We start from the raw sequence: 13,798 nt of genomic DNA on the forward strand, positions 1-13,798 counted from the left end.
AAGGAGGCGGACCGTGAGTAAAGTCAAAATTTATTGGATGCTTGTCGGCGTTATGTTTGTCTGGGGAGCCAATGTGCCGATGTTGAAATTTATCGGGACCCATGTGCCGCCTGTTACCGTAACGGGAATTCGTATTTTGATGGCAAGTCTGACCGTTTTTCTTATTTTGAAGTTGTTCAAAATTTTACGCCTTCCTACAAGACGTGAATGGAACTACATACTGATTGGTTCATTGTCCAATGTATGGCTCCATCATCTATTTTTAAATCTAGGACTCGCAGAAACTTCCGCGACTTCCGGAGGATTGATTCTTGGAATGGGGCCCATATTGACGGCCATTTCAGCTGCTATTTTTCTAAAATATTTTCCTTCGAAATTACAATGGCTCGGCTTGTTTTTGGGGATTTCCGGAGTAACAATTGCCGTGCTCGTTGGGTCTAATGGACTCGATACAAACATTGGAGATTTGTATATTTTCATTTCCATCTTGTCACAGGTCCTGAGCTATATGGTGGTGGTGAAAGCCGCTCGAACCTTAGATCCTCGCGTGATGACGGCGTATATGATGGGGGTCGGGTCAATTGGCCTGATTATCACAAGCCTAATCATGGAACCAGGCGGAATGGTCGAATTTCTCGACGCGCCACCTCTTTTCTGGCTCATCTTCCTGGCTTCGGGACTGATTTCAACAGCCATCGGTCACATGATTTATAACTACGCCATCGGAAAAGCAGGAGCCACACAATCCGCAATTTTCATGAACTTGAACCCATTGTTTGCGATGATTCTTTCCAGTTTGTTCTTAGGAGAGATCTTAACCATTCGTCACTTCGTCGGATTCTTGTTGATTGTTGCCGGAGTGATGCTCGGTTCCGGTGCTGCTGAAGATCTCTACAAAAAGCATAAAGCGAAACGAACCATTCCTACTGAATAAGAGGAGTGGTTTTTTGTTAAGCGGAATAAATTACTATTTCCTACGTCTGGAAACCTATAAAGAGAAAAAATACTAAGCCTTATTACCTGAAAATTCTGCTATACCCCCTAAAATGTGAAGTACTACCACGAATAGCTTGGCGTACACCGTTCTCGCGGTGATAACTATCTCTATGAGGTGATGGATAATGAAAAATCGTAACTGGAAACGTATGACAGCAACAGCATTGATCGCAACCATGACGGTTACAGGAGCCACATATGCATGGGCAGACGAATACAAATCTGTTTCAGTAGCAGACGTGAAAGAAGTAACAGAAACTCCTAAAGTCGATCCAACTGATGTTGAAAATGACAATCTCTACGAAGAAACAGCACCTTCAACGGAAGACTTAATCGCTGTTTACCAAGAGCGAATCGTGAAGTTGAACGAATTGATCGCTATGATTGAGGACGAAGAAATTACAGCATTATTAACACAAGCTATAGAGCGCTTTGAAGCAAAAATTAATGACTTAACAACAGACGAAGAGGAAACTGAAGAAGAACCTACTGAAGGCGAAGAACCAGTGGTTGAAGAGCCAGTTGAAGAAGAGCCACCAGTTATAGAAGAACCTGTTGAAGATGACACAGAACTTGAAATGAAGAAAGAGCAACTAGCGTTTAAAATCGCAATCCTGACAAAAGTTTATGACCAAGTCGGAAGCGATCAAGCGCGTGCAGCTATCCAAAAAAATATCGAGAAATTCCAAGCGCAACTTGATGCATTGAATGAAGAAGCGCCAGTAGTAGAAGAACCAGTGGTTGAAGAACCGGTCGAAGAAACGCCAGTAACTGAAGAACCGACAACTGAAGAAGAACCTACTGAATCAGTACCAGTAGTAGCTGGTAAAGTAAAAGCAGAAGAAAAGAAACAAAAAGCGCAAGAAAAAGTTGAAAAATCTGCAGTGAAAGCAGAAGAAAAGAAACAAAAAGCGCAAGAAAAAGTTGAAAAAGCTGCAGTGAAGACAGAAGAAAAGAAAGCTGCAGTGAAGACAGAAGAAAAGAAAGCTGCTGCTGAAGCAAAAGCACAAGAAGCTCAAGCAAAAGCAGAAGAGAAAAAAGCTGCTGCTGAGACAAAAGGACAAGAAGGCAAAGCAAAAGCAGACGAGAAAAAGTCTGAAGCAAAAGACAAAGGTAATGGCAAAGGAAATGGCAACGGGAACGGTAACGGAAACAACTAATTTTAGAACTTCTATATGCTGAAATAAAACTAAGTTATGTGAAAAAGTTGAATGGAGTGGAGGGGTTGACTCCAGTGGGATCTGAAGTCGGAACGTGAGACCCCGCAGGAGCTTGCGACGAGGAGACTCACGACGCGCCCACGGAAAGCAGCCCCGGAACGGAACTCAACGCAAATCAGTAGGTTCTCTGGAATTCAATCTAGAGTACCTGCTGATTTTACTTTTGTTATAGATTTTTACTTGGTTTGAATCCCTCGCCTGATTTCCTCGGAGTTTCTAGATTAGGCGGTTCCACATCTCATTTGCAATCAAGTTGCACCGCCCAGAAACACGCTCCAAAATCATTCGCACCCATAGAGGCAAAGAGCGCCTCTACGGGCACGCCTGATTTCCTCGGAGTTTCTAGATTAGGCGGTTCCACATCTCATTTGCAATCAAGTTGCACCGTCCAGAAACACGCTCCAAAATCATTCGCACCCATAGAGGCAAAGAGCGCCTCTACGGGCACGCCTGATTTCCTCGGAGTTTCTAGATAGGGCGGTTCCACATCTCATTTGCAATCAAGTTGCACCGCCCAGAAACACGCTCCAAAATCATTCGCACCCATAGAGGCAAAGAGCGCCTCTACGGGCACGCCTGATTTCCTCGGAGTTTCTAGATAGGGCGGTTCCACATCTCATTTGCAATCAAGTTGCACCGCCCAGAAACACGCTCCAAAATCATTCGCACCCATAGAGGCAAAGAGCGCCTCTACGGGCACGCCTGATTTCCTCGGAGTTTCTAGATTAGGCGGTTCCACATCTCATTTGCAATCAAGTTACACCGCCCAGAAACACGCTCCAAAATCATTCGCACCCATAGAGGCAAAGAGCGCCTCTACGGGCACGCCTGATTTCCTCGGAGTTTCTAGATTAGGCGGTTCCACATCTCAAACTACCCCCTAAAAACAATGGACCTATCCGAATAGTACTATGTAGAACAACCAATCAAAATTAGCGGAGCGGTGCACTCTACTCAACGCCTGACAAATCAAGAACTGTTCTTTCACTCGATATCTTCTATGGTAAACTAGAAGAAATGTGAGATTCGAAAGAACGGAGGGGTGACATGCGTTTCGCCTTGTTTTCCAACAAAGACAATCACGAGCTGCACCTCGTGCAACAAGCAAAAGCAGGAGACGAACAAGCGCTACATGACTTGCTCGTTCTCCACACCCCTTATATTAAAAAAACAGCCTCCTTTATATGCAAGAGAACGATAGATGAACACGACGAAGAATTCAGCGTTGCTTATCAAGCGTTTCATGAGGCTGTAGAAAACTACAACCCAGAAGCTACAGCGAAATTGACGACATTTGCTCACTTGATCATCAAGCGTAGAATCATTGATTTTATACGAAAAGAGCAACGACACACAAATCAAGTAGCTGGCGAAGCCGCAGATATTGAGCTTAATCATCAAGCCGTTAGTGTTTATACGGAACACCAACTGCGTATGCAACGGCAAGAAGAAATTGCTTCGTACCAGATGGCCCTTTTTCCGTACCATTTAACGTTTGAAGAACTGACGAAGCTCGCACCTAAACATGAAGATTCCCGACGTACCATTATAGAAGTCGCAAGAATCATTGCCGACACCCCCGATTTTGTACACCATCTGGAAACGAAACAAACATTACCACTTAAAGAAATTGAAGACGTTGTAGAAGTCTCCCGCAAAACCCTAGAACGCCATCGCAAATATGTGATTGCCTTGGTCGTACTGCTGACGGGCGATTACCCGACCATTCAAAAAATCGTGAAAGGAGGAACGAGAAAATGAACCACTACGGCATCGTCCTGGAAATCAATGACGACTATTGTATATTCCTATCGGACGAAGGCGAATTTCTAAAAGGAAGCCCTGACCGTGCAGTAGATGTTGGCGACTATGCGTACTTTACAGAGTATAAGGTTCCGTTCCTCCGAGCGCATTCCGGTACAATTGCACCGCTTTTAGCAGTAGCAGCTACGTTAATGCTTATCTTCGCAGCAACATTTAGTTCAATTCCAGAAGCCTACGCTTTCGTAGACTTAGAAAATGGCGAACGCATTGAAATCGGGATTGATGATGATGGGAAAGTTGTCTATATAAATGGCCATGAAAATCCAGATCAACTCAAAGACCGAAAGTTGGAAGATGTACTAGTTGAGATTGCTAAAACTGAGCCAGCTGCTCAATTTTCGGCAGACAAGACGCGTGATAGCGCCATTCTTGAGAAAATCTCTTCGGCAATCGCCCAAGCAGAAGAAGCAGTGATTACTACGCAAGAAGAAACCGAAACTGCGCCAGAGCAAGCAACATCTTCACCACAAGAACCAGCATCTTCAGAAGCTACGGTACCGGAAGATGAGGAAGAAGACGCCGATAATTCAATCGTTGCACCAGCAAAAAAGAAAGAAAACCCGGGTCAAACAAACGCAGCCCCTGGCAAATCAAATGAAGCTCCTGGCAAGTCTGAAGACAAGCCTGGTAAAGAACCAAAAGAACCAAAAGAACCAAAAGAACAAAAAGAATCAAAAGAGCCTAAAAAACCGAAAGACACAAAAGAACCAAAAGAGCCTAAAAAACCGAAAGACACAAAAGAACCAAAAGAGCCTAAAAAACCGAAAGACACAAAAGAACCAAAAGAGCCTAAAAGCTCAAAAGAACCGAAAGATGCATCAAATGGTTCTTCTAAAGGCAACAGCGAGAAAGCCCCTGGCCAACAAAAAGGCAACAACTCAAAAATCAACGATGACAAATAGACTTTCCAACCACTACTTCTAATTGAAGTGGTGGTTTTTTGGTGTGATGATTGAAAACGCTTCTCTGATGATCGATAAACTCGATGTGATGAGCGAAACTCCTACTCTGATGATCGAGAAAACTCGTGATGATCGAAAACACTTCTCTGATGATCGAAAAACTCGGAGTGATGAGCGAAAATTCCATTCTGATGAGCGAAAACCCAACCTAATGATCGCACTAACTCCAACCAACCCTAAATCATTACTAATAATGCAATTGACTTTATATTTATGCAGTCGTATACTAATAAATAACTTGTTTTTATAACGGAGCTGATACTTACATGAAAATCGGAATTATAGGCGCTACAGGATACGGGGGACTTGAACTCATCCGTATTTTGACTAATCACCCGAACGTCCACGAAATCCACGTGTTTTCCTCCTCGGAAGAAAATATTCAAATTTCGCATAAATATACACATTTGATGAATATAAATGAGCAGCCTCTGCAAGCCATTGATTCGGATGTATTGGCCGAACTTGATGTCGTATTCACTGGTACGCCCGCAGGAGTCGCTTCTCAAATCCTACCTACTTTAGTAGGAAGAGGGCCGAAACTTATTGATCTGTCTGGAGACTTCCGCATAAAAGATCCTGCGATTTATGAGGCATGGTACCAAAAACCTGCAGCACCACAAGCGGTTGTGGAGCAAGCGGTATATGGTCTTCCGGAATGGAACCGGCAAAAAATCGAGCAAGCCACATTGATTGCCAATCCCGGATGTTACCCGACGGCGACATTGCTCAGTCTGCTTCCGCTAGTTAACGAAGGACTCATTGACCCTGCGCATCTCTATACCGATGCAAAAAGTGGCGTTTCTGGTGCAGGCAACAAGCCTTCCCAACTGACGCATTACAGTGAGTTAAACGAAAATTTCTCCATCTACAAAATTAATAGTCATCAACATATCCCGGAAATCGAACAGACGCTTGAAACCCACACAGGTAAAAAGCCAGTGTTGACGTTCAATACGCATCTTGTCCCGATGACGCGGGGAATCATGGCCACGAGCTATGCGCCACTAACAGTAGGAACAACTAATAAACACATTCAAGATGCTTTAAAATCTACATACGAAAACGAACCCTTCGTCCGAGTGTTCGAGAACAAGCCTGTTTTCAGCACGAAGCAAGTGTACGGTTCGAATTTCTGCGACATTCAAGTGACCGTCGATCCGCGTACCAATCGGGCCACCATTGTGGGAGTCATCGACAACTTGATGAAAGGTGCGGCCGGACAAGCTGTACAAAACATGAATCTGATGTGCGGACTGGATGAGAAGGCGGGACTAAATCTGGTTCCCCTCATGATCTAACTGCCTCAAAAAGGAGCAACTACTATGGAATTGACAATCACACCAACACTCAAAAAAATCGAACGTAAATCACTCGTTTCGCCGAAAGGATTTACGGCAACGGGCATACACTGTGGTATTAAGCACAAGAAAAAAGACCTGGCTATCGTCATTAGTGATATACCTGCTTCAGTTGCGGGAGTGTTTACTACAAATGCCATTCAAGCTGCGCCACTAAAGGTGACAAAAGATGTCGTCTACAACACGAAAAAGATGCAAGCCATCTTCGTCAATTCTGGAAATGCCAATGCTTGCACGGGAAAACAAGGCTACCTCGATGCACTTGCTATGCAACAGCTGGCATCTGACCAGTTCTCGATTGCGCCAGAACTAATTGGCGTTGCGTCAACAGGAGTCATCGGAGAACCTCTTCCTATGGCACCAATCATTCACGGAACACCAAAACTTCATCCGAATGACGACCTGACTGGTGCTCTTGATTTCGCCCAAGCTATTATGACGACGGACACGGTGATGAAGAATACTTCGTATGCCACAACAATTGACGGGAAAGAAATCGTAATTGCGGGTGTGGCAAAAGGGTCAGGAATGATCGAGCCAAATATGGCGACGATGCTTGGCTTTATCACGACAGATGCAGCAATCGAATCTGAACATTTGCAGGCGGCACTTTCCGCAGTGACGGAAAAAACATTCAACTCTATCACGGTAGACGGGGACACGTCCACAAACGATATGGTTCTTGTGCTTGCCAATGGTTTGGCAGGTAACAACACACTGACACCAACTCATCCGGAATGGGCAACGTTCCTAGCAGCTCTTGAAATGGTCGCGCAAGACCTTGCCAAACTCATTGCGAAAGACGGGGAAGGTGCTACAAAACTGATTGAAGTCAACGTAACGGGTGCTGTTTCAGATGAACAAGCTCGTAAAATTGCCAAGACGGTTGTCGGGTCTCCGCTCGTCAAAACGGCAGTCTTTGGTTGCGACGCCAACTGGGGACGTATTATTGCAGCGGTTGGGTACAGCGGGATGGAAATTGATCCCGATACGATTACGATCAAGCTTGGGGACATTTTAGTCGTCGAAGACAGTGAGCCAGTGAAGTTTTCCGAAGACCAAGCTATGAACTACTTGAAGCAACACGAGATTTCAATTTCTGTAGACCTTCACCACGGGGATGGAGAAGGACGCGCTTGGGGGTGCGATTTAACGTATGACTACGTCCAAATCAACGCAAGTTATCGTTCCTAATTGTCACGTCATCAAAATAGGTGGCAGTACACTCGCTCATTTATCGCAAGCATTCATCAAAAGCCTGAAGCACCGGGTTGAGGCCGGTCAACGGATCATAGTCGTCCACGGTGGCGGTCCCAATATCAATGAAGCCCTTAGGAATCAAGGGATTGTATCAGAGACTGTGGATGGCATCCGAGTCACTACACCAGAAATGATCAGCACGATTCGCAACATTTTAATTGGTGAGGTCAATTCAGGACTGGTCGGCAAATTAAATGCTTCCGGTATTTCCGCTGCAGGTCTTAATGGCTTTGACGGGATATTTTCAACAGACTATCTGGATCAGGAAATTTACGGGGAAGTTGGGGTCGTTACCGAAGTCAACGCGGTGAAGTTTCAATTGCTTTTAAAAGCAGGAATTATTCCGGTCGTTGCTTGTGTAGGCACTTCAATAGAAGGAACTCCGTTAAATATTAATGCGGATACGCTCGCAGCAGGCATTGCAGCAGGCGTTCAAGCGAAATCTTTATTGCTCGTCACAGATACGCCGGGCATTAAAAAAGACGGGGAGACCGTGAAGTCGGCAAGTGAGCAGGATATTCGAAAGTGGATAGCGAATGGTATCATTTATGGGGGGATGATCCCGAAGGTGCAAGCTGCTCTTACGTGTCTTGAGGCCGGTGTCAAAGCCGTGCAAATTACTGACGATACACTGGTAGGCACGACCGTCAAGGCGATCAACCCACTCACCACGCGAAATGCGAAGGAGGTTCACACGAATGCCTGAATCACTAACAAAAAGTCGCCTGTTCCAAAACTATGCCCGCCGACCAATTGAACTGGTAAAAGGCCAAGGTACAAAAGTTTGGGATGCAGACGGCAATGAATACCTAGATTTCATCGCAGGAATTGCGGTGCTCGCGCTTGGCCATGCCAACCCGCAAGTCAACGCGACGCTAAAAGAACAATCCGAAAAACTATGGCATGTGTCGAATTTGTTTGAAAGCAGTGGGCAAGAACGCTTAGCGGCTCTACTGACAAAAGACACTCATTTTGACCATGCATTTTTCTGTAACAGTGGGGCGGAAGCTAATGAAGCAGCCATCAAACTCGCACGCCGTCATACAGGCAAGCATCATATCATCACGTTCAACAACTCTTTCCATGGCCGTACATTTGGTGCCATGTCAGCTACCGGTCAAGAGAAAGTCCAAAGCGGCTTTGGCCCTCTAGTTTCGAAGTTCACTCATGTTCCATTCAACGATGGGGAAGCTTTACGTGCCGCAGTGACGGAGGATACAGCAGCGATCATGTTAGAAATCGTTCAAGGAGAAGGCGGGGTCAACCCGACGACTCCAGATTTTGCGGCGACTATCCAAGAGTTGTGTCATGCAAATGGCATCCTGCTCATCGTCGATGAAGTGCAAACAGGGATTGGCCGCACGGGAACGCGTTATGCTTATGAGCAAACCGTTCTAAAACCGGATATTATCTCGCTAGCAAAAGGTCTTGGTGGTGGTTTCCCAATCGGCGGCATCCTCGGTACAGCAGAAGTGGCTGAATCGTTGACGCCAGGTTCTCACGGCACAACTTACGGCGGGAACGCATTAGGTGTAGCTGTGTCGCACACCGTTGTTTCGACAGTTTTTGAACCAGCTTTCTTAAAAGAAGTGGCGGAAAAAGCCGCATACCTGGCTAACAAACTATCTTCGAAATTCGAAATACGTGGAATGGGCTTACTGATGGGTCTCGTCGTCACCGATAGCGCAGCGTTTGCGGCAGAGATGCAAGCCAAAGGTCTGCTAGTCGTTCCGGCTGGCGCAACCGTTGTACGTTTGTTGCCTCCGCTCAACGTTTCATACGAAGAACTCGATCAAGCCGCAGCCATCCTACTCAGCTAACCAGAGAACGATTTGGATTAAGGCGCTCCGTGAACCGCCATCCACATCTACTCTCTTTAAACTCTTCTTCGGAAGGGTTTTTTGTTTGGGGAAAATGTTGGTTAAGGGCTTTTCTAGTAAGGGCTTGGAGTCTTAAAGGGCTTTTCTAGTAAGGGCTTGGAATCTTAAAGGACTTGGAGTTTGTGATGAGCGAAAACCGTGTTGTGATGAATGAAAACCGCGTCGTGATGAGTGAAAAACCCAGTCTGATGATCGCTTAAACTCGTGATGAGCGAAAACCGTGTTGTGATGAGTGAAAAATGTGTTGTGATGAGTGATAACCGAGTCGTGATGAGTGAAAACCCCAATCTGATGATCGCTTAAACACATGATCTTCGAAAAACATATCAAAACCCAGCTGCCTTTAAGTACTTTCTAGTAAGACCTTCAACACTTCAAAACAATCCAGCTTAAATTTGCTCAACTTTGGACTCGTCTATTATACTGAAATGGAAAAGGAGGCATTAAATGACGAAACCCATACCTATCAAGTGGTCGAATCCTCACATAACGAGATCAATTCCACCAGAACTTGAAACTTTGAAGGATCTGCAAAAACGTTTACCAGATACATTGCATGAGAAAAGTCGTGAAATCACTAATCAAATGTTAACAATTCTGTCCGGCCACTATGGCGAAGTGCGGATCGATGAAATCCTTACAGGAATATTACTTCCTGAACCCTACACTATTATCCCCAATTTCCATGCGCGAATCTCACAAAAGCGCTACACACAAATCGATACACTTATCATCACTTCAAAATTTATCCTTCATATTGAAATTAAAAATATCCGAGGTAAGATTGAATTTTTACAAAACCCTAGTAGAATGAAGCGAACTTATGACGAAAAAGAGTCCTATTTTGATTGCCCCTTCACGCAAATTCAGCGCAATCATTATGCTTTATTACTGATGTTACGCAAGCTCGATTTACCCATCCCTGTTCATAGAGCATTGGTCTTTGCGAATAAAAGCTGTGAAATTGTAACTTCAGACAAACGCTGCACTATCCTATTTCCGAAACAACTAGAAGCTCATATATTAGAACTTAGTCGATTACCGTCTGTCCTCAATAAGCGTCAACTGAAACAATTAGTGAATCAGTTGCATAGTTTCCAAACGCCATTTCTTTACGAAGACATATGTTTAAAACAAGGTCTAGACCTTGCTACTTTAAAAAAGGGTGTCTTTTGCCAAGAATGCACAGGTAGATTAATTCAGCAAACACGTAATTGGAAATGTGGGAAGTGTGGAAGTGTTGAGAGAAATCCACTTCCGCGTACTTTGAAGCACTTATTACAGTTCAGCTCTGAGCTTGAAAAATCAAAAGAGTTACGCAAATGGTTGGGTATAAAAAGTCAACAGACCCTGTATCGCGCACGGAAAACCTTAATGTTACAGATTAGTTCAATAGGAAATGGAACTAGCTAACAATTATACTTAAGACCTAAAACTCCTTCGTCCCGCTAAATTTCCGAGTCACTTCACTTGAACTGAACCCCACACTTCAGTACGCTAAACTAAACGACAGCAATGAAGGAGAGACAAACATGACTGAAATTTGGCAACAACCTCTGACGCTTCCTAACGGGGCTACTCTTAAAAACCGCATTATGATGGCGCCTATGACGACGTATTCGTCTGAAACGAATGGGGACGCATCGGATCAAGAAATTGCTTATTATGCTCGCCGCGCAAAGAGTGGTATCGGCGCTGTAATCACGGCTTGTGCTTACATCCAACCGCAAGGAGCTGGGTTTATTTACTCCATCGGGGCTGAGTCAGACGACCGACTGCCTAGCTTGAAGCGAATTGCTTCAGCAATTAAAGACAATGGCAGCACGGCTATTTTGCAGATTTTCCATGCAGGTCGGCAGTCCAATAGCCGCGTATTGAATGGGGGAACCCCTGTGTCGGCCAGCGCAGTAGCGTATCCTCGCGATGGGGCTGAAACACCTCGTGAACTAACATCTGATGAAATCGAAGAAACGATTCGTGCATTTGGGGAAGCAACTCGCCGTGCAATCGAAGCGGGCTTTGATGGCGTCGAGATTCATGGTGCCAACACGTATCTGATTCATCAATTCTTTTCTCCGCACTCCAACCGTCGCGATGACAAATGGGGACAAGACCGCGCCGCATTCTCGCTTGCCGTAACTGCGGAAGTAAAGCGAGTCGTGGCGGAGCTTGCTACTGACAACTTTATTATCGGCTACCGCTTCTCACCAGAAGAGAACACCAATCCAGGCTTTACTATAGAAGAAAAGCTGCAATTGATCGACAAACTAGCAGACGAAAATCTTGATTATCTGCATATTTCATTGGGGCAATTCTTCGATGCCTCTTATTCGGACGAGGAAGGAACATCTCGTATCGAGCATTTTGCGAAAGTTATTAATGGACGAACGCCTTTAGTTGGGGTCGGCTCTTTGAACACTAAACAGGAAATCGATCAAGCGGCTTCATCGGGATACGCAGAGTTGTTTGCCATCGGGCGATCAATTGTTACAGATCCAGAGTGGTATCCAAAACTAGTTGACGGTCAAGAAGACTTGTTGCTTACTGAAATCGATCCAACAAACCAAGATGCACTCGACATTCCCGACCAACTTTGGGAAAAAATACTCTCCGTAACAGGCTGGTTTCCGGTAAAACAATCAACTGACAAGCGATAAATTGTAATGAGGCAGGCGATTCTTCGCTTGTCTTTTTTTATGGGGAAAATACCCTAACCGGAACAAATTACCATCTTTACCCTCGTAAACTATTACAAAACATTAAATCGACTCTCGAAAACTAGTATTCTGTAACGCTACTGTAACATTCGTAATGACTATGACCAATAGCTCACAAAATATGGAGTGAATTGAAAGTTTATTGAAACATTCCTGTTAATCTACTGAAATAGTAACGTGGTAAGATTAATCTCGTTAGTGAAAAGGAGGAAATTCATACTATGAAAAAACAAATCGTTGCACTAACCGCTTTCGCAGGCCTACTATTCGGAGCCGCGACATCAGCATCAGCAGCAGAAGAAACTTACACAATTAAAAGCGGAGACACACTATGGTCAATTTCTCAAACATATAATGTATCAGTTCAACAACTAAAATCGTGGAACAGCCTATCTTCGGATTTGATCTTCCCGAACCAAAAATTGAGCGTTGAAGGAACAGCAACTGCTCCTGCTCAAAAACCAGCTAAGACAGAAACATCGTCTTACAAAGTTAAGTCTGGTGACACACTTTACCGCATCTCGGTAAACTACGGTGTAACAGTAGCTGACTTAAAAGGATGGAACGGTCTTTCTTCTGACCTTATCTTCCCAGGACAAGTTTTAGCAGTGAAGGGCGGAAGCTACACAACACCAGTGAGCAACCCAACACCAGCAAAACAAACATCTCCTGAAGCAGCACAAACTTTCAAAGTTGAAGCAACAGCTTACACAGCTTATTGCACAGGATGTTCTGGAGTAACAGCAACAGGTATCGACCTGCGTGCAAATCCACATCTTAAAGTAATCGCAGTAGATCCAAAAGTGATTCCACTAGGGTCTCGCGTATGGGTTGAAGGTTACGGAGAAGCAATCGCTGGAGACACTGGCGGCGCAATCAAAGGCAACAAAATTGATGTCTTTATCCCGAACCAACAAGACGCTCTTAACTGGGGTCGCAAAACCGTTACTATCAAAATCTTAAAATAATCATAGAATCCCGTTAGCCACCGAATAGGCTAGCGGGATTTTTTTGTCTTCCTCTCTTGCTAGAAAGGGTTTATGACTTAATTTTTTTGTTAGAAAGGGTTTTGTGACTTTAAAAAGATCTTGGATTTTGAATTTTTAGGGGGTGGGAGGCAGTTTTCATGGGGTGGAAGCGGATTTCGATCTTATCCAGATTGAATGCCATCATCAGAATCGTGTTTTCGCTCATCAGAACAAGAATTTCAATCATCACAGCACAAAAATCGCTCATCACTTTTAAATGCCATCATCAGAATCGTGTTTTCGCTCATCAGAACAAGAATTTCAATCATCACAGCACGAAAATCGCTCATCACGTTTAAATGCCATCATTAGAATCGTGTTTTCGCTCATCAGAACAAGAATTTCAATCATCACAGCACGAAAATCGCTCATCATGTTTAAATGCCATCATCAGAATCGTGTTTTCGCTCATCAGAATAAGAATTTCAATCATCACAGCACGAAAATCGCTCATCACAGCACAAAAATCGCTCATCACCTTTCCATCCGCCAGCCTCAACCCAGCCAAGACCCTCAAAAAAACCCACAAGCGCAAAATCTGCACCTGTGG

General features: G+C 44.5%; 12 protein-coding genes. 11 read left to right on the plus strand and 1 reads right to left on the minus strand.

Annotated elements, in window-relative coordinates; translation table 11 throughout:
* Positions 1–13: 13 nt before the first annotated feature.
* From MKY84_RS04660 to MKY84_RS04710, 11 genes are all read left to right on the plus strand, one after another.
* The gene (locus MKY84_RS04660) at positions 14–934 is read left to right on the plus strand and encodes a DMT family transporter (RefSeq protein WP_342528115.1); all 921 of its coding nucleotides are present in this window, start codon (positions 14–16) and stop codon (positions 932–934) included.
* A 187-nt stretch (positions 935–1,121) separates the two neighbouring features.
* Complete coding sequence (locus tag MKY84_RS04665) at positions 1,122–2,156, plus strand: hypothetical protein (protein WP_342528117.1); 1,035 nt, start codon at positions 1,122–1,124, stop codon at positions 2,154–2,156.
* A gap of 1,107 nt (positions 2,157–3,263) precedes the next feature.
* A complete protein-coding gene (gene sigI / locus MKY84_RS04670) occupies positions 3,264–3,977 on the plus strand; it encodes an RNA polymerase sigma-I factor (RefSeq protein ID WP_342528119.1) in 714 nt (237 codons plus the stop codon).
* Positions 3,974–4,942, plus strand: a complete 969-nt coding sequence (locus MKY84_RS04675; protein WP_342528120.1) for a hypothetical protein — start codon at positions 3,974–3,976, stop codon at positions 4,940–4,942. Before sigI ends, MKY84_RS04675 begins: the two co-directional genes overlap by 4 nt.
* Before the next feature lie 326 nt (positions 4,943–5,268).
* Positions 5,269–6,303, plus strand: a complete 1,035-nt coding sequence (argC, locus tag MKY84_RS04680; RefSeq protein WP_342528122.1) for an N-acetyl-gamma-glutamyl-phosphate reductase — start codon at positions 5,269–5,271, stop codon at positions 6,301–6,303.
* Between the two features lie 30 nt (positions 6,304–6,333).
* A complete protein-coding gene (argJ, locus tag MKY84_RS04685) occupies positions 6,334–7,557 on the plus strand; it encodes a bifunctional glutamate N-acetyltransferase/amino-acid acetyltransferase ArgJ (protein WP_342528851.1) in 1,224 nt (407 codons plus the stop codon).
* Entirely contained in the window at positions 7,520–8,329 is an 810-nt protein-coding gene (argB, locus tag MKY84_RS04690) for an acetylglutamate kinase (protein ID WP_342528123.1), read from the plus strand. The genes argJ and argB overlap by 38 nt, the downstream gene beginning before the upstream one ends.
* Positions 8,322–9,443 carry an acetylornithine transaminase gene (locus tag MKY84_RS04695; RefSeq protein WP_342528125.1) on the plus strand — a complete coding sequence of 374 codons (1,122 nt, stop codon included), beginning with the start codon at positions 8,322–8,324 and terminating at the stop codon, positions 9,441–9,443. Before argB ends, MKY84_RS04695 begins: the two co-directional genes overlap by 8 nt.
* Positions 9,444–9,950: 507 nt before the next feature.
* Positions 9,951–10,916, plus strand: a complete 966-nt coding sequence (locus MKY84_RS04700; protein ID WP_342528127.1) for a nuclease-related domain-containing protein — start codon at positions 9,951–9,953, stop codon at positions 10,914–10,916.
* Between the two features lie 119 nt (positions 10,917–11,035).
* A complete protein-coding gene (locus tag MKY84_RS04705) occupies positions 11,036–12,160 on the plus strand; it encodes an NADH-dependent flavin oxidoreductase (RefSeq protein WP_342528129.1) in 1,125 nt (374 codons plus the stop codon).
* 281 nt (positions 12,161–12,441) lie between these two features.
* Positions 12,442–13,188 (plus strand): LysM peptidoglycan-binding domain-containing protein, encoded by a 747-nt coding sequence (locus MKY84_RS04710; RefSeq protein WP_342528130.1) that lies wholly within the window; start codon positions 12,442–12,444, stop codon positions 13,186–13,188.
* A gap of 403 nt (positions 13,189–13,591) precedes the next feature.
* Here the strand turns inward: MKY84_RS04710 and MKY84_RS04715 are convergent, their stop codons facing one another.
* Positions 13,592–13,792, minus strand: a complete 201-nt coding sequence (locus MKY84_RS04715; RefSeq protein WP_342528131.1) for a hypothetical protein — start codon at positions 13,790–13,792, stop codon at positions 13,592–13,594.
* Positions 13,793–13,798: the final 6 nt, after the last annotated feature.

Source organism: Chryseomicrobium sp. FSL W7-1435 (genome assembly GCF_038595005.1).
In the GTDB taxonomy this organism is placed as follows: domain Bacteria; phylum Bacillota; class Bacilli; order Bacillales_A; family Planococcaceae; genus Chryseomicrobium.